The organism is Calothrix sp. FACHB-168 (genome assembly GCF_963889195.1).
GTDB lineage: Bacteria > Cyanobacteriota > Cyanobacteriia > Cyanobacteriales > Nostocaceae > Aulosira > Aulosira anomala_A.
Window position 1 is genome coordinate 74,447 of record NZ_CAWPNJ010000016.1, and the last position, 18,521, is coordinate 92,967.

Annotated in this window: 10 protein-coding genes; 2 read left to right on the forward strand and 8 right to left on the reverse strand. The window is 41.5% G+C overall.

Annotation, left to right across the window (positions count from 1 at the left end):
- Positions 1-170 precede the first annotated feature (170 nt).
- A complete protein-coding gene (locus tag AACW45_RS09085; protein ID WP_242045620.1) occupies positions 171-2,813 on the reverse strand; it encodes a CHAT domain-containing protein in 2,643 nt (880 codons plus the stop codon).
- A 129-nt stretch (positions 2,814-2,942) separates the two neighbouring features.
- Between AACW45_RS09085 and AACW45_RS09090 the strand changes: the two genes are divergently transcribed.
- Positions 2,943-3,194, forward strand: a complete 252-nt coding sequence (locus tag AACW45_RS09090) for a type II toxin-antitoxin system ParD family antitoxin (protein WP_190632685.1) — start codon at positions 2,943-2,945, stop codon at positions 3,192-3,194.
- 2 nt (positions 3,195-3,196) lie between these two features.
- A complete protein-coding gene (locus AACW45_RS09095; protein WP_190632686.1) occupies positions 3,197-3,502 on the forward strand; it encodes a type II toxin-antitoxin system RelE/ParE family toxin in 306 nt (101 codons plus the stop codon).
- 60 nt (positions 3,503-3,562) lie between these two features.
- Here AACW45_RS09095 and AACW45_RS09100 read toward each other — a convergent pair whose 3' ends face one another.
- From AACW45_RS09100 to AACW45_RS09130, 7 genes are all read right to left on the reverse strand, one after another.
- The gene (locus tag AACW45_RS09100) at positions 3,563-7,585 is read right to left on the reverse strand and encodes a two-partner secretion domain-containing protein (protein ID WP_190632687.1); all 4,023 of its coding nucleotides are present in this window, start codon (positions 7,583-7,585) and stop codon (positions 3,563-3,565) included.
- A 132-nt stretch (positions 7,586-7,717) separates the two neighbouring features.
- On the reverse strand, positions 7,718-11,632 hold the full coding sequence (locus AACW45_RS09105; RefSeq protein WP_242045621.1) for a two-partner secretion domain-containing protein: 3,915 nt from the start codon (positions 11,630-11,632) through the stop codon (positions 7,718-7,720).
- Between the two features lie 114 nt (positions 11,633-11,746).
- A complete protein-coding gene (locus AACW45_RS09110; RefSeq protein WP_190632688.1) occupies positions 11,747-12,472 on the reverse strand; it encodes a DUF928 domain-containing protein in 726 nt (241 codons plus the stop codon).
- On the reverse strand, positions 12,465-14,882 hold the full coding sequence (locus AACW45_RS09115) for a CHASE2 domain-containing protein (protein ID WP_190632689.1): 2,418 nt from the start codon (positions 14,880-14,882) through the stop codon (positions 12,465-12,467). Before AACW45_RS09115 ends, AACW45_RS09110 begins: the two co-directional genes overlap by 8 nt.
- Before the next feature lie 58 nt (positions 14,883-14,940).
- Complete coding sequence (locus tag AACW45_RS09120) at positions 14,941-16,242, reverse strand: DUF1822 family protein (protein ID WP_190632690.1); 1,302 nt, start codon at positions 16,240-16,242, stop codon at positions 14,941-14,943.
- A gap of 114 nt (positions 16,243-16,356) precedes the next feature.
- The gene (locus tag AACW45_RS09125; protein WP_190632691.1) at positions 16,357-17,793 is read right to left on the reverse strand and encodes a hypothetical protein; all 1,437 of its coding nucleotides are present in this window, start codon (positions 17,791-17,793) and stop codon (positions 16,357-16,359) included.
- A 446-nt stretch (positions 17,794-18,239) separates the two neighbouring features.
- The gene (locus tag AACW45_RS09130) at positions 18,240-18,440 is read right to left on the reverse strand and encodes a hypothetical protein (protein ID WP_339381942.1); all 201 of its coding nucleotides are present in this window, start codon (positions 18,438-18,440) and stop codon (positions 18,240-18,242) included.
- Positions 18,441-18,521: the final 81 nt, after the last annotated feature.

The window sequence follows — 18,521 nt, forward strand, 5'->3', positions numbered from 1 at the left end:
TGGGCATTGATTACAGCTATTTTCAGGTAAATAGACCACGCTGTAGGGGCACGGCACTAGTAAAATTATTGTATGTACCAAAAGATTGTCGGTGCCGTGCCCCTACGACAGATGTGGTTTAAATAGGTGAAAACTGCTGTAAATATCTCTTTTGCTTCCTTGTCCCTTTCTTAAGTCCAATTGCCTAACAATACGTAAGGTGCCCAGTAATATGGGGTTTGATATTCTGGATTCTTGAGGATGCTAAGTTGGGCGCGGCGTAGGGCTTCGGCTTTGGTGATACCTGTTTGATTGGCTTTGACTAGTTGCTCGTAAAATTGGCTCATGAGTGTTGCGGTGGCTTCATCGTCTACTCGCCACAGGGTTGCTACTGTACTCTTAGCACCAGAACGCACGGCTACGCCTGCTAATCCTAAGGCGGAACGATTATCGCCGGTGGCAGTTTCGCAAGCACTCAAAACTAGGAGTTCTAGGGAGTTGTCTTGTGAGACTTCGACGGTTTTTAAAACTCCACTGAGTTCGTTAACTTTGATTTTGCCATCCCAGGTGAGAATAAATGTGTCATCTGCTTGGGAACTAAATTGTCCGTGGGTGGCTAGGTGGACTATGGGGAAGGGAACAGCAGAAATTTGGTTTTGAAAGGCGGAATTTGTAAATGTATCGTTGAAAAGAACTTGAGAGGGTAGTTCTGATTGAATTTTGTTTACTTCTTGCTGAACGTTGGGTAGGGCGGTAAATCCGGAACGTGCTTCACTTAACCCACCAACTAAGGCTCCTAAGCGTTCTTGTTTGAGCGATCGCGGTGCTAATAATTGTAATCCGGGTGTGAGGGCAATACTATATTTTTCTACCAGGAATTGCTGACCATCATGCAACGCCGCCATTGGAATGTTCCGCAAGACGCCATCTAAGACAAAGACTAATGTTTCTACTTGACTAGTTTCTAAGTCTGCGACTGCATCTTTGAGAACTAAATTATACATTTCTTGCAGTTGGGGCAGAGTCAAATCAAAAGCTGTTGATTGCTTTAAATCTTCTCCTAGTCTGCTTGCTAGCTTTTCAATTGCTGGGCGACTGATAGGTTTTTTATAGTAACGAAAATCACGTTCTGCTTGTTTGTCGTCTTTGGCTTGAGAGTTTGGTAAACTGGCAATAATTGCTAGTTGGTCTTCGAGAATAATGGGATAAATAACTGCGGCTTTGGGATCGACTTTATCTATTTGTTCCGGGTTACCATTGAGACAAGCTTCGCGGAAGAAGTTATCGAGTTCAACTAACTGTAAGCCTTCAATGACATCTCGCGCGGTTTTTAAATTATCTTTTTCATTGGATTCGACTAACAAGCCGACGAGTTGACGGTGAATTGGTTCAACTGCTTCGCGGAAGGAAAATTGCACATCGGGATTGGCGGCGGCTAAGTCTGCACGCAATGATTTAATTGTACCTACGGCTTCTTTATAAGCTGCGATCGCACTTTTTCTTTTTGTTTCACCTTGCGCTTTTAATACCCTACCTAATTGCCATTGCCAACGATAAGCAATATCGCCAGCGTTGATTTGTTGTGCTAATTGTACGGCTTGTTGAGTTAACTTCTCTGCATCTTGCCAGCGCTGTGCTTGTTCGTAAACGTTACCTAGAGTACCCAGTGCATCAGCTTGTATGCGTATATCGCCTAAATCTTGGGCTTGTTGTACCGCTACTGACAAAAGTTTGGCGATATCTGTTTCCGAAATTTGGCTGTCTGGTTGCTTTTGCATTTGTATCATTGTTTGCGCCAAATTTACCCGTGATGCGATCGCACTTTGGCTAGGTGGTAGCGCTGCAATATTTTGTTGTAGCTGTGGTAGTAAAGCCTTGGCTGCATCTAGTTGATTAGTCTCCACCAGTAAACTAAGTTGATTAACTTGCGCTTGTACTTTTAAATTTAGGGGTGCAGAGATAGCAGCTTGTTGATAAAATGCGATCGCCACTTGGGGATTAATCGGATTTTTGCTAGCTTTAGTCAAGCTGATTTGAGTACGGGCAAGATTACCGAGACTAAGTTGGGTTAATGCGATCGCCTCAGGTAATTGTAATTGATTCGCGATCGCTAAACTGCGCTCTAAAATTAAAGTCGCTGGCGGAAAATTCCCCACCACCCGCAACGATTCACCCAAAGTTCTTAACGCCGTAGCTGTTTCTGGTGTCGCTGCAACTTTTTCTAATAAAGGCTTGAGTTGTTCAGAGTTTATATTTGCAACCTGGGGTAACTTTAACGCTGTTTCTAACAGAGAAATTGCTTTTTTATACAAACCTAAATTTTGTAAAGCCAGCGCCTGGTTAGTTTGCGCAGTCAGTACCCGATTTGGTTTATTTAATTGATTATATATAGATGTCGCCGCTTCCCAAGATTTCAAAGCAGCTTCCGCTTGACCCCGTGCCAATTGTAACCCGCCTTGAATATCCAGAGCTTGGGCTAAAGCCAAAGATTTATCTGATTTCGCTTCTTTAATAGTATTTAATAGCGCAACACTTTCAGTAATAGCACGGTGCGCCTCGTCCCATTTTCCCAACTGTTGATAACACAAAGATAAATTACTTAAACTCAACGCTTGCTGAATCGGTTTATTCGCCGCTTTATAAGCTTGCGCTGCTTGTTGAAATAACTGCGCCGCCTCTGTAAACTCACCCTTAGCGTAGGAATTACGTGCTTGCTGTTCCACAGATAAACCAGGAACTTGAGCGATGTTAGTTACTTGCGCTAACCCCGGCGATGTTATAGATAATAAAAGAGCGATCGCCATCAACACCACAAACCTTTTAACTCTCTTCATACTCCCCTCTGCGCCTCTGCGCCTCTGCGTGATATAAAAAAATCCTGTTCACTGAACTACCGGACACATAGCAGACAAAAAAATCAGTTTTGATAAAATTGACATTGTAGTTATATTTCCAGTTGAAATATGAACGTTAACTTAAAACCAGAATATGAAAAATTTATTCAAGAGCAAATTGCTAACGGACAATTTAATAGTGTAGATGAAGTCATTAATGAAGCAATTAAATTGTTAGAACTACGAGTTAATCGACTAGAAAAAGTACGCCAAAAAATAGCATTAGGTACAGAACAAATTGCTAACGGACAAGTAACAGATGGTGAAATAGTGTTTGCGAGATTACAAGAAAAGATTCGCGCTATGACTGAGGAATCTTGAGCATGGGTAATTATTCATTTTCTGATGAAGCAATTCAAGATTTAGAAGAAATTTGTGAATATATTGGACGCAACAACCCGAAATCAGCCAGCAAGCTTTTTGATCGAATTCGCCAAAAATGTAAATTAGTTGCTGATTTCCCCAATATGGGAAAAAGTTATGCTAGGCTTGCACCTAATTTAAGAGGTATTGTTTTTCAAGACTACTTGATATTTTATTACCCTAGAGAAGATGGAATTGATGTTGTTCATGTAGTTAGTGGTTATCAAGATTTAGAATCATTATTTTCTGATTCAGATGATGAATGAAGGGGCACGGCATCTACAGACTTTTGGTAAAATAGATATATTATCGGTGCCGTGCCCCTACTAAGATGCTGGACACATAGCAGAACTACTAGTAGCATTAGGTGTTGCTGTTGGCGCTTGCGCAACCAGAATAATATTACCGTCAGCAGTTTTCACCAAACCTTGTGCCTCAACAATTGGTGCAGAATTCACCGCGTCTTCCTTTACCTGTATTCCCGCGTCAGTTTGACTATTAACAATTTCCCCATCCAACGTAGCTAAAGGACTGAGGTTAGTTGTACCTGTGAGTGGTTCTAAAGTATTAGGCGGTAAACTACCACCGCGCCCAGTGACGACAAAAGAACCCAAGGGTTTAGCATAGCGGCCTCTGGGACAAGTTTGTGCAAATTGAGTACTAGCATCAATTAATCCTGTAGGTAGTTCCAGTAGTTTTTGAGGAGTTTGAACTTCTGGTGACGAGATAGTAATTTCTCCCTGTACCCCTAAGTCAGAACTAGCGGTGATATCGCTTTGACTTGTCTGCTGGGAACGTGCTTCAGTTCCAAAAATATTTTGCACTTTGATGTCAACGTTACCACCTTTACCAGTGAAAGCATCAGCAGAGATATCGCTGTTTTCATTTGGTACAGCGACAATGAAAGATGAATTGATGCTGATGTTACCGCCATTGCCACCAGCTTTTTGATTACCAGCAGTAGCAGAAACATTACCACCACGGCGCAGCAACAATAAATTACTATTCAACGTAATATTACCACCATCATTGGCAAAAGATTCCGCATTAATTGCACCGCGATTTTCAACTTTGATTAATGGTGAATTGACAGTGATATCTCCCGCTTTTCCTTCGCCTCGGCTACGAACGGAAATGAAGCTCGGAAGAAGACCATTATTTGAAATTCCAACAACTTCAACTCTATCAGAAGCGTTAATAGTAACATTACCACCTTGCCCTGTGCTTTCTGGGACTGTACTTGCACTAACCACCCCTCCATTTTGGATGCTGAGGCTTTGGGTGCGAATTGTTACGTCTCCAGCATTACCAGCACCACCAGTTGATGTAAATATGCCATCAGCTAAATCTATGTCTGCTGGGTTTGCCAAGATTTCCACAGAGTTGGTGGCGTTGATATCAATATTACCGCCTCGCCCTGCACCACCTGTAGTTGTATTAATATATCCCCCATTGCTGAGGCTGAGGCGATGAGTTGTAATGCTTAAATTTCCAGCATTGCCAGATCCCGATGTCCCAGTTGTTAGAAAGCTACCAAATAAATCATCTGAAGATCGACCAACAATTTCCACTAAATCTGAGGCATTAATTGTCAAATTTCCTCCTTGACCTGTAGTTTTTTCAGCAGCAGATGTGGAGACAAATCCCCCATCAAGAATACTGAGGCGGCGAGTATTGATATTTAAATTTCCAGCATTGCCAGTTCCAGATGTCGCAGTTGTGAGAACAGTACCTGATTTCCCGTCAGCAGAAGCACCAATTACATCTACTGAGTCGGAAGCATTGACGGTTAAATTACCACTGTTTCCTGTGCTGCTGGAAGTTGCTGATACAAGTCCTAAATCCCGGATACTGAGAAAGCGAGTATTTATAGTCAGGTTACCCGCATTGCCAGTTCCACCAGTTGATGTTGTTAGTCTACTAATGATTTTACTATCTGGGCTAGTACCTACAACCTCAACTGTATCTAAAGCATTTATGGTCAAATTACCGCCCTTCCCCTTACTTGATACACGAGTATTTGTGCCTACTAATGCCCCACCACGAATACTCAGATGGCTTGTGTTAATAGTCATATTTCCAGCATCCCCAGACCCTGTAGTACCAGCAAAGATATCGCTGAATACTTGACCATCAGGTGAAACTCCAACAACTTCAACTAAGTCTGAGGCATTAATGGTTAAATTACCACCCCGTCCAGTGCTATCACTTTTCTCTGTTGCTGTGTTTATGCTTCCCCCTTCTCTCACACTCAAGCGGGGAGTAGTAATGGTCATATTTCCAGCATCTCCAGAGCCAAAAGTTGAACTCCTAATAGCACTACTAGCACGACCATTGGGTATAGTGCCAACGACTTCTACTGATTCTCTGGCATTAATTATTAAATCTCCTCCCCGACCAGACTGACCCACAAATGCGTTTGTAGTAATATCTCCTCCGTCGCGGATGCTCAATCGTCCAGTATTAATAGTTAGTTTTCCACCGTTTCCAGAACCTTGAGCATTTGTTCCTAGCCTACTTCCAGAAATTAGGTTTTCTCCAGTTCGGGGGTCAACCAGCATTGTTGTCCCAGTCAAAGTAACAGAATCTAAGGCGTTAATTAATAAATTGCCACTCTTACCTTGTCCTCGTGTCAAAGTATCAATATTGCTGCCATTAGAGAGTGTTAATACTCGCGTTTGCAGTTGAATATCACCTCCATTTCCTTGACCAGTCACAGAAGAGGTAATAGTAGCAAACCCATTCAGCGAAATTAAATCATCAGTAATAATTTGAATATTACCAGCTTGACCCTCATCAAAATTTCTAGAACTAATTGTAGTATTTCGTCCATCAAGTGAAAGAGTTCTCGCTTTAATTTCAATATCACCACTGGGTTGGTTATTCACTCCGCCAAATGCAGATGCAGCAGAAGAACTCGCAATACTAGAACTGCCTGAAAGTGATACAGAATCTTGGGCTTGCAGAGTTATTTTCCCTCCTAGTCCTTGCCCAATATTGCCAGAATTAATACTTGCTCGGTTGCTCAAGTTGATCGTTCTGGCATTAAAGGTAATATCGCCAGATTTGCCAATAGAATCATTGTTGCCAAAGGTATTAATAAAGCTATTACTATCGAGTGTGATATCGTCAAGCACATTTAAGCGAATATCGCCCCGATTTCTTTCACCATCTGTAGCGATTTGGCTATCATTACTTAGACGAATTGATTTAGCATTGATAGCAATATTTCCAGTATCACCCAAAGAATTTTGTGACCCAAAGTTTACAAGATAACTTTTGTCATCTATGGAAACAGTACCTGTCGCATTAATTGTTAGGTCATCTGATGCAATGCCTACTGTTCCCTGCCTTTCTGCAAGACCTACGCCAATTAAACTATTATTAGACAAGCTCAAGTTGTGAGCATTAAAAGTAATTGGACTACCCCCAGTTGTGACGGCAGCAGCATTATTTTGAAATGTAATATCTGCTTTAGATACATTTTCTGGGAAACTTAACTGCATCTCATTACCGCTACCAATCAGTTCAACAGATCCCACTGCTGCTAGTCCGCCCAATTCTAGGCGATTGTTTAGCACACCTATTTGACCACCATCAAAGATGATATTTCCACCTACTAAAAAACGGCTTCCCTGTTCTGGCGAAAATAAGGCAGCATTTGTAGTATCAGTCTCACTGAAGCGGGAACGGTTGGTAATTGGTTTGGGATTAATTTGATTAAACAACAACGCGGAAGGATTAACAGTTAATAAAGGTGGTGCTTCGGGATTGGTGGCGCTGAAAATTCCTTGATTACCCAATTGCACAGCATTGGCGGTAGTCGCCACAAATGAACCGCGTATATCTAACCGCGCATTTTGCCCAAATAAAATGCCGTTGGGATTAATTAAAAATAAATTGGCGTTACCATTAACTCCTAATGTGCCGAGAATATTTGAGGCTTGTCCGCCTGTTACCCGCGTGAGAATATTTTGCACTCCGGCGGGGTTGCCAAAATACACTCTTTGCCCATTATTAATATTAAAGTCACTAAAACTATGAAAAAGATTGCTACCACGTACAGCGCCACCATCAATTTGGTCAGCATTTGCACCGTTAATTAAAACATTGGGTGTGATGCGAGAACTTTCTGCGCCTAGAGTATTATCGGGGTTGATTTGGCTGTAGGCTGGGGCGCTGCTGAAGAAGATAAGGCTGCATAATATGAGCTTTGGTTGCAGACTGATTGTTGCCAATATTCGCCAAAAGCCCTCATGAAAGGAAGTGCGATCGCATTTAGATCGCTTTATTCTACATCGTTTCACTAGGACACAATTACCTTGGAGCCAGTTCTGTATCTGATTCATCGCTGATTGCTGGGATTATAGGCTACATAGAACTCACACTATCAGTATTTCTGAGGAGGTGTAACTTATGCAGTAGTCGCAATAATTTGCAGAACATTTTTAGTTTTTGCGATCGCACAGCAGACGCTGCGATTAAGATCCTGGACATACAGCAGAACTACTAGTAGCCGCAGGTGTGGCTGTTGGCGCTTGTGCAACCAGGATAATATTACCGTCAGCAGTTTTCACCAAACCTTGTGCCTCAACAATTGGCGCATAATTCACTGCGTCTTGCTTTATTTGCGTTCCCGCGTCATTTTGACTATTAACAATTTCCCCATCCAAAGTAGCTAAAGGACTGAGGTTATTTGTACCTGTGAGTGGTTCTAAAGTATTTAGTGGTAAACTACCGCGTCCAGTGACGACAAAGGAACCTAAAGGTTTAGCATAGCGGCCTCTAGGGCAAATTTGGGCAAATTTTGTACTAGCGTCAACCAATCCTGTTGGTAGTTCGATGAGTTTTTGCGGCGGTTGGACTTGTGGTTGAGTGATGGTGATTTGTCCCTGTACGCCTAAGTCAGAACTTGCGGTGATATCGCTTTGATTTGTCTGCTGGGGACGCGCTTCGATACCAAAGATAGCCTGAGTGCTGATGGTAACATTACCACCTTTACCAGTGAAGGCATTAGCCCTGATGTCACTGTTTTCGTTAGGTATGGCGACAATGAAGGGTGAATTGATGGTGATATTACCGCCATCGCCGCCGGCTTGTATTCTACCTGCGGTGCTGGAAATCAAACCGCCACGGCGCAAAAGTAATAAATTACCGATATCGAGAGTGATGTCACCACCATTACCTGCATTTGTTGAAGAAACAATTCCACTGCCTTTGCCATTAATTTCCAGAAAATTAGCATTAAGTCTAATATCTCCTGCTTCACCTGTACCTACGCTGCTGGAGGCAATAGCAGCACTATCACGTATGAGAAGATTATTGGTAGTAATATCTATATCACCACCTTTACCATTAGCTCTTTCGCTAACTGATGATGCGATTCCAGTGAAGAGATCGCTGTCTGAACCTGTCAAGATAATGTTATCTGCTTTTACCGTTAAATTATTCGCATTTCCATTTCCGAAAGTTCCTGATATTATCTGTGATTCTTCTTGTACATTTAATAGTTGAGTTATGATGCTGAGATTGCCTGCGTTACCCGTAGCTTCCTTGTTAACTTGAGTTCTAACCTTGCTATTTCCCCGTAAATCAATTTGAGCGGCATTAATCCCAATACTTCCTGCATTACCTTGACCTAATGTGGAGGCAGAAATTTCTCCCTGATTGCTGAGGTTTAAGCTTCCTGTTGTCACATCAATGCTTCCCCCAGAACCAATTCCTCCCGTTTGCAACTCAGCAAATAAACCTGATGGTGCAAATGAACCATCTAGTCGTTCTTCACCCACCCCAGTAATATTAATAGAATCAGTGGCACGAACCACCAAATTGCCACCTTGTCCTCGTCCTACTAACACTGAGGCTGATATATTTCCACCATTAGTCAACCGCAATCGTTCTGTGTCAATTGTTATCGTGCCCCCCCGCACATCTGCATTACTTCCAATCACATCCGATAATATGCGACTTGCATAATCAAAACCCCCGAACCGAGACAGAATTTCTTGTTGTAAAGGTTGAGACAACAATTCTGCCGTACCAGGGTCATTTAGTGGATTCAACTTTTCTTTAGGTACGAAAACAAACCCATCCAATTCCACATCTTTGGCACGGATAGTAATATTCCCAGCATTACCATTGCTGTTAACAGATGTGGTGCTTATATTTCCTCCTTGAGTTAGGGAGAGTCGAGGTGTTTCTATCGTTACATTACCTGCATTCCCCTTTGCTGTGCTATTTGTCGCACTGGACACACGACTAAGATTAACAAATGGTGAGACACCACTAATCTCTACATACTCACTAGCTTTAATGAAGATATTAGCTGCATTTGCACTGGTAAAGGTCATCGTACTGATATCACCCCCATCTTTGAGATTGAGTCGCTGGGTTTCAATAGTGATATCTCCCGCTTTTGCTGGACTTATATTTTTTGGGCTAACATTTGTAAAAATACGACTATCAATTACCTCTACTGCATCGCGAGCTTGAATAGAAATAGAACCAACACTCCCAGAACCAAATGCAATTGCTGCCACCCCTCCTCCTGGGAAGTTATTTTGAACTCGCAAAGTGCCGGTTTCAATCCGCAGGTTACCTGTTGAACCTGAACTCGAGCTGGAAATTAATAAAGTACCTTGGTTGGTGACATTAATTTCATCCTTTGCCCGTACTGTCAAGTTTCCTGCATTATTTACACTTTCAGTGGCAACAAAGATAATGCCACCATTAATGTTGACAGACTCGATTGCATTTAAGGTGAGGTTTCCCCCATTGCCTTTACTATTAGTACTATCAGTCCATGCCGAGATTCCACTACTACTTTCTATTGTGATTTTCCCGCCATTGATAGTCACATCACCACCTGCACCCGTAGCTGAATCACGGCTCCTAGAAAAAATGTTACTGCTGTTAGTGAGATTTACTGCATCGCTGACTTGAATTTGAATATTACCACCCTTCGCCGCACCTCTAGTTAAGCTGAGAATTCCAGAACTATTCAAACTAAGTTGAGTCGCATCTATAGTAATATCACCAGTAATATCACCACCCGCACCCGTAGCTGAAGCTCTGCTATCAGAGGCAATAAAGCTGTTGTCAGTGAGATTTACTGCATCGCTGACTTGAATTTGAATATTACCACCCTTGCTTGCAATATTAGTCGAACTTGCAATTATAGAATCATTCAAACTAAGTTGAGTTGCATCTATAGTAATATCACCACTCGCACCCGTAGCTGAAGCATTGCTCTTGGAAGAAATCCTACTGCTGTTAGTGAGATTTACTGCATCTCTAGCTTGAATTTGAATATTACCACCCTTGTTTGTACTATTAGTCAAACTTTCAATTACAGAACCATTCAAACTAAGTTGAGTTGCATTTATAGTAATATCACCACCCTTGGTTGCACTATTAGTCAAACTTTCAATTACAGAACCATTCAAACTAAGTTGAATCGCATCAACGACAACTGAACCGCCATTTCGACCAGCTATAAACGAACCGTTGAGCGAAATTTGTCCCCCAAATAGTTCAATTGCACTATTCCCCCTTGTGACGATGAAACTTCCATTTGTTAAGTTAATAGCTGCTCTTTCTATATTTTGTGGGAAATTAAAACCCAATGAGAAGCCATTGACATCCAGCCCAACAGTTGTATTTCCCCCAACTGATCCCAATTTCACTTGTCCATTTTCAGCTAACAAAAAACTATCATCCAAGGTAATTTCACCGCCAATCAATGCTAAGGTGCTACCGGAGCCAGCAACCAATCCATCAACATAATTTCCGTTCTCATCCCGACTAACAGCTTGACTAGTAATACTTCCAGCTTGGGAACCAAACTGCAAGCCAATTGGTACATTAATAGTTAATAAAGGTGGTGATTGGGGATTAGTGGCGCTAAACTCAACTCCATTGGGAAAGAGTAAGCTATTTGCTGTAGTCGCTGTAAATGCGCCCCGAATATCTAACCGCGCATTTTGCCCAAATAAAATGCCATTGGGATTAATTAAAAATAAATTGGCATTACCATTAACTCCTAATGTGCCGAGAATATTTGAGGCTTGTCCGCCTGTTACTCGCGTGAGAATATTTTGCACTCCAGTGGGGTTACCAAAATACACTCTTTGCCCATTATTAATATTAAAGTCACTAAAACTATGAAAAAGATTGCTACCACGTTGAGCGCCGCCATCAATTTGGTCGGCATTTGCATTATTAATTAAAACGTTGGGTGTCAGGCGAGAACTTTCTGCGCCTAATGTGTTGTCGGGGGTGATTTGGGCTTGGGCTGGTGAGAGAACGAAGAGGGCAGAGGGCAGTAGCCAGAAGGAAAGAATGCGGGTGTAGATGCGTAGCGGCTTATCGTAAGACATCGCATTATGTATTTTCATATCTGCTGATGCTAAAAACTAGGTTTAAAGAAAATTGATAAATTTGTAGTAAGCACTTCATTGCTTAAAAATTAAGGACTAAAGTACTTACTACAAAATTTATGAATACATGCTTTATTGAACTTGAGAATTGGTGGCTGATGGTGGCTTGGCTGTACAAATATTGGCAATAAATTCTTCGCGTTGCTTAACGAAGGATGGAGAGGGTTTATCTACTTGGTGAATTGCCTGAAAAGCATCAGACCAAAGGTAAAATTTTCCTTGTTCTCTTTGATGTTTAATTTCGTAATTGAGAAAGTAATCGGCTTTTTCAAGGGCAATATCTTCTGATGAAGCTTTGTTAGCTTTAAGTTGTTGTTCTAATGTTTGTAAGTCGGTTTGAATTTTTTGGCGATCGCTTTTTTCCATGACTTGAAACCAGTTCCACGGAGAATTATTTGATACTGATAACTGCCATTGATAAGATTTGCCTGGTTCTAAGGGTTTTTCTGCGTCGTAAACCGCTTGTTTGTCGCTAACTTTGACGGTTTTTTCCCATATGATTTCTTCGGTTTCGCGATCGCGTACCACTAGTTTTGCTTCTTGATCTGTGCCGAAATACTGCCACAAAAATAAAGGGCGATCGCTCCAACTAATATATGTCTCGACTAACCCAGGTGCAATTGGACACATAAAACCTCTTGATGCTAGACGTCTTTTTGGGCGGCGTTGCCAAAGCGAGTTAATTCCACTGGTAGCTTGGGCGATGATGTCTCCAGTTTGGGGAATTTGTTGGGCGCTAGTCATGTCGCCAGATGCGATCGCTAGGGGAATCAGTGCCAAGCTCAATAATTTACGCATGATTGTTTCTCCTTGTGGCTGGTAAAACGTATGCTAAAAACACTGCTGAGGGTAAAAACCAGGGAAGTAAAATCGCGCCGGAAATGTATAGTTGCAATCCGCCAATACCGTAGAGAGTGACTGCACCTATGGAACCTGCCATAATTTGTCTGCGTCGGCTGAGGCTTAAACGCGACTGATTTTTAATGATAAATACCGTGATTTTACCGAGAATAATCGCAATCCCAATCATCCAAATATCCGGGATGGGAATCACTAAGCGTTTGGTGAGGAAATGGTGAACCATGTATGCTAATGTTTCACCGCCAGTCAGCCAAGCTTGCTTTTGCTGCGTCCAATAACCGATGGCAGCTGGGGCGGGTGAAAAATCTGGTTTACCTGCTGCAATCCCCAAACGTTCATCACTACCGACTGCAATTAATACTACCTGTTTGGACATTAAAGGAAATTTGTTAATATCTGGCTGTTCGATTAATTGCCAAGCTGGTATGGTTTGATACACCTGTTTTGGTGGAATTGAATAATCTAAGATGGGTTGTAAACCAAAAGGCGATCGCCATTGGGATAATGCAGATAAGTTACCGGGTTTGTTATGCTTTTGAACAATATCGAGAACTTCCGCCCGTAAATTCTGCTGTCGGTTGGTGTTTGGTTGGGGAAATCCCTCAATTTCGTCTTTGGCTAAATATACCAGCGACAGCAAATAAGCAAAGGGACAAGTTTTGCGACAATCTTGTTTAGCATCTGGCATTTCCACAAAGTTGGGGTAAGCATCGATGTATCCTTGCAATGTCCAATCCCACTTATTAATCTCCAGTGCTTCATTTACGCCGACTTCTCTGTCAGGTTCTAAACTTGCTGCAAACATTAACCACATATTTGCATCGACTGCTTGATGTACTGCTGCTTTTAAATCTGTATCTCCCGATGCTGGATCTTTTTGTGGTGTATCAAAAATAAAGTCTAAACCGACAACTGAAGCTTTTAATTTGCGCGTACCATCTATCAATTTGCTGATATAACTGCGGTTCATTGGCAAAAGCTGGTTACTCGGCATTTGCGCACGGTAAAGCGATTGGTTATCAATTTGCACTAATGCGACTGGGGGAGCTTGTTCGGTGGGGATTTGGGCTGTGACGTTGCGGTAAACTGACTGGGTTAATACTCTGGCTTCTAACAGCAGTTCTTGAACGGGAACGAGGAAACCTAAACTGAGACTTAAGGCTAATGCGATCGCCTCTAAGCGATTGGGTATACTTTGACGCAGGCGTTGTTGCCAGCGAAAAGCCGGGATGCGGTAGAGTTCCGCCCCCGGATGGCAAAATAAGGAAGGTACTAAATAGGATGAAGGGTAGGTGTGGCTTTTATCCATCCTGAGAAATTGTCTAGCCTCTGTCAAAGATTCGTACACATCCAAGTGTTTCGCTAATCCTTGCAGAAAGCGCACCATAAACCCTTGGGCGACGCTATTATGAATAGGTTCGCGCATCACCACCACTTGTCCAAAACCCAAGTCAATCAAGGCATCAGCGATACTTAAACCACTACATGAATTAAATATTGCTACTTGCAATCCGCGTTTTTTCGCAGCACTGAGATGGGGGGCAATTTCTTTAATTGAGATGGAGACATCAGGAGCAATCCCTAATTCGCCGCCTGTTAGCTCTGTTTCATTACTATGTCCTGCAAAAAATAATACATCCCAACCGCGATCGTCGGCGATCGCTTCGGTAATTTCTTGAATAACTTGAGCAGCTGTATATTGTGGTTGCCAACCAACAAATTCTACATCAGCAATTCGCATGAGTGATTTTAAAGCCTCTTTTTCTGCTTTAAAATTTAATCCAGTATCATCACCCAAAATTGCTAAAATTCGCGGTTTACCTTGCCGTTTATCTTGAGATTCTGTAGAAATATTTAAAGGTGTGCGGATAATTTGAATTGCTTCATTTGTAGCAAATTCATTACCTAACTCCCACGCTTCCCAAGGGAAACGATCTAATTCTAAAGGGGCGCAGGTAAGGAATATTTGGATAGCTATATTAGTATCGGGATTATCTTTACTAAATTGCTGACTTGTCTGGGCAATTTGGGCGCGAATCTCATATAATTCTGCACTGCGTAACCAGCGATGAAACTCATACATAAATTTAGATTCGGCTTTCACTATTTCTGCGTGCAAATCAACAGTGAGTTTAGCCACACCACCATCAACAGTACGCCCGCGCATATTTTCCGAACGATAAAAGTTTAAATATGCTCGTCGCCAATCTTGATATAGTTGAGTTAATACTGGGGGATAATTAATTTGTGTATTTAATCTTTGTCCCTTTCCCCAAGTGAGTTCAAATAAACAAATTTGGTCAATTTTTTGAACTTTTAAATTAAAAATATAGTCGCTATTATTCATAGTTAATTATTTATTCACGCAAAGTCTTCAAGTCGCAAAGAAAGAATGCAAAGATATACTAGCCTCTAGCCCCTACCCCTAAGCCAAAAGGCGGAATTTCAAATACATTATCATCAGCAGTGACTATTACCGCAAATTGTTCGTTTAAATTGCCAATTACTTGAGCGTAGAGAATACCTTGATTGGTATCTGTGAGAGATTGCTGGAATAATTGTTGTGTTTCATCCCTGACTTCTAATGTTAATATGTTGGGAATTGCTGCTTGTGGTTTAGAACCTAAAACAATTAATAATGTCCATTCAGGATTATCTGGTGTTTCTGTTAATTCCCAGGTAATTGCATACATTCTGACGCTACTATGTTCGCTATCTAAATCGCGGTAAGCCCCCCGTGCTGATGCGGGAATATATACTCCTTGCTGTTCTAAACTAGCGCGAATTGGGTCAAAACTTTCTTGTATATAACGCAATGAACGCATTTCGGAAAATGCAGGTAATGGCATTAATAGCCAACCTAATTCTTGAGTTACTGTATCTATTTGATTATTTAGCCATGCACCAACATTAATAATTGGTTGTAAGAGTGAAGGTTTCGCTGCTTGATAAACCCAGTTAATTAAATCGGGATTACTAAATAAGGTGATACTTTCATTAACTGTAAGTAAATCCCAGAGATATTGTTTTTTTAGTTGTGGTTTCAGTCTAATTAACTTTTGTTTTAAAGCCACAACTTTGTTAGTTTCTACAGGAATACTTGCAGGTAGGTGAATTGCATCGGGATTGAGACAGCGAAGATTTAATAATAAGGCGTTAGGATTGGAATTAAAGCAACTTTGAGGTAAAGTATATGTCCAATCTCGCTCTATTTGTAATCTAGCTGTTTGTTGGTAACTACGGTATTGTTCGTAGTTCATAAATCCAGATATCGCAACTTGTTGTTCTTCTTCCTGCACTTGCATCAGTACATAAAAATGCGCCGCCAAATCGGGAATTTCCAAAACTGCATGGGGAATGCTATGTTTGTCATTAAAAACGCTGGCAGTGATGACACAAATTTTAAAAGCACCAACTTGGATATTACAAGCTGCGGCTAATAAATTCGCGGTTGCTGGTTGCCAAATTGAAGCAGCATCGCTATGTATTTCTAAATCAGGTGCGCGTTCTTTTAACCATTGGGTAAATCCTAAAGTTCCTAATGCACAAAGGTAAACTTCCCAGCGTTGTTGTGAGAGATGAATTGATTGGCTTAATCTGATGGCTTGATTTAAATGTTCTGGTAATAATTCCGTTTGGGTTTCATTTAGCGGATACCAATCTAAATCATCAGTCAAATCTAAATCTGGTGTAGGATTGTTAATCATAGTTGGTCAGTTGTCAGTTGTCAGTTGTCAGTTGTGATTGGGCATTGGGCATTGGGCATTGGGCATTGGAACAATAGAATTCTTAATTTTGAATTTTGAATTTTGAATTTTGAATTATTTGTCTGCCCTTTTTGCTTCTAAATAACGGCACAATCTCCGGGCTAATAATCCACATAAAGGTTGATTTCGCTGGGGGTTTCTGGTTTCTGATTCGGCTTCTTCAATAATGGTGGTGATTTGTTCGTCTAAAATTACTTCTAATTGGTTTTCTAAATTTTCTAGGCGTTGAGCATCTGTAAATTGTTCAGCTATTTCTAAAACGCGATCGCGTAAAATTATTAACAGTTTTTGGCGTATATCTGCCCGCAAATCATTTAATTTTAATAACCTTGTCACTTCATATTGTTTTTTCATTCCGAGTTCCGGAGCAATTTGGCTCATCGGTTTACCTTGACAATGAAAAAGATGTAATCCGGTGACAAATGATTGGCTAATTTCTTGATTTGCACTGCGCTTGCGTTGGATTTGAGTAATAAAACTTTCCACAACTTGAGAAATCGCTGTATCTAAAGCTTCGAGAAATTGCTGTTGATATAAGTTAATAAATTCAAATTTTTCTGTTTCGTCATCTTGGGTAATTTGCGTTGGCGCAGCCTGCCGCAGGCTTCGCTCTACAATTGGTTGAATCTCTGGTTGATCGTAGGCTACTGAGGAAATATGTCCGCCTTGCGCTACAATCCGGTATTGTCTGAGCTTTTGCGCTATTGCTTGCAGTTGTTTTAATACTGCTTCTTCGCTAAGTCTGCGATTAGTTCGGTTTTGTAAGTCTTGCGCAATCTCGCTTAACTGTTCCGATGTGGGAATTTGACAGCGAACATTTACCCCAGACAATTTTTGTTGTAAGCGTTCTTCACGGTAAACTGCGTGATAACTTATCAACAATTGACAGATTTGCTCTATCTCCCCTGGCGTTAAATGATACATTTCTGCCAGAATTCGTTGTAATTGCTTGGGATTTGTATTATTTAACAGCGCCCAATCGCTAATTAACAACACGCCATGCTGGAGTAAAAACCGCTTCAGTTCTAGATTTTGTTTGACATAGCGATTTACCCATGAATTCAGCGTTCCTTTTGTCGGATCGAATGTTTTTAACAGCTTGGTTGCTAAAGACTCATAAGTTGATTTGCGGACTCTTGGTTTTTCGGATGTAGTTAAGATAACTTCATCATCTAAAACAAAAGGGAACAAATCTTCTGCTCTAAAACCGTGACGACTGCCAAAGCGCAACGCTAAATCAAGACAAACTTGGTAGACTTGGTAGGAGATATAGCAGCGCAAACAAATTTCTGCGAGGTGAGTTGATTCAGTATCGCTGGTATGTGACTGTTGTAATTGTTGCCACAAGTGACGAGCGATCGCAGCATCAGAAAGCTCAACCCCATCTGTTAATTGTGTTTGCAAATAACTTTTAGCTGCAACTATCATTTCCACCCGGCGCTTACTCGTAGACTCTAGCTTGACAAATTCCCAGAATTTTGCTGCTACCACGGTATTTTTACTTAATTCAGCTAATCATTTTTTATTCTTTCACCTCCTTTGGGGAAATGCAATTTGTTGGGTATGGGGCATGGGGCATGGGGCATTGGGCATGGGATTTTTGACGACAATTCTTTATATTTATGGCGAGGGGGAACTTATGCAAAATCAATTTAGTTATGTCAATTTTTTTTGGAGTGCGATCGCTTGTAGGGGCGGGGTTACCCCCATTGGTGTTAACTTAAGCTAAAAACTATACACGGCGCGTGTAGTACAAAAACTCTCGCCCTCATCCCCTAACCCCTTCTCCCCCAGGGAGAAGGGGAATTAAATCTCTTGCTCCCCTCTCCTGTGGGAGAGGGGCTGGGGGTGAGGGCAAAACCTTTGCACAAAGCGGGTTTGGTGTTAAGTTGACACCAATGGGTAACCCCGCCCCTACGAGTTGCGGGTTTGGTAAGTTAATGATTGGGATATTTTTTGATTTGGAAATCCTTGATTGAAACAAAAGCTAATTCGTGACAGCAAAGCCTTAGGTTGTAAATTTCAGCAGTCGATCCCATCGCATTCTCACCCAATGCCCAATGCCCCATGCCCAATGCCCACTCGCCCTGAGCGGAGCCGAAGGGATGCCCCATGCCCCACTCTGTAAATTTAGACAAAGGTCGGTAGCGATCGCGTCAGCAAAAATTATAAAATTTAATATCAGAGAATGCTAAAAATCTCAGTATAAACCACGACTT

Excerpts from the sequence above, each read along its gene's own strand:
- AACW45_RS09085 (WP_242045620.1), bottom strand. The coding sequence starts at position 2,813 with ATGAAGAGAGTTAAAAGGTTTGTGGTGTTGATGGCGATCGCTCTTTTA.
- AACW45_RS09090 (WP_190632685.1), top strand. The coding sequence starts at position 2,943 with ATGAACGTTAACTTAAAACCAGAATATGAAAAATTTATTCAAGAGCAA.
- AACW45_RS09095 (WP_190632686.1), top strand. The coding sequence starts at position 3,197 with ATGGGTAATTATTCATTTTCTGATGAAGCAATTCAAGATTTAGAAGAA.
- AACW45_RS09100 (WP_190632687.1), bottom strand. The coding sequence starts at position 7,585 with ATGAATCAGATACAGAACTGGCTCCAAGGTAATTGTGTCCTAGTGAAA.
- AACW45_RS09105 (WP_242045621.1), bottom strand. The coding sequence starts at position 11,632 with ATGAAAATACATAATGCGATGTCTTACGATAAGCCGCTACGCATCTAC.
- AACW45_RS09110 (WP_190632688.1), bottom strand. The coding sequence starts at position 12,472 with ATGCGTAAATTATTGAGCTTGGCACTGATTCCCCTAGCGATCGCATCT.
- AACW45_RS09115 (WP_190632689.1), bottom strand. The coding sequence starts at position 14,882 with ATGAATAATAGCGACTATATTTTTAATTTAAAAGTTCAAAAAATTGAC.
- AACW45_RS09120 (WP_190632690.1), bottom strand. The coding sequence starts at position 16,242 with ATGATTAACAATCCTACACCAGATTTAGATTTGACTGATGATTTAGAT.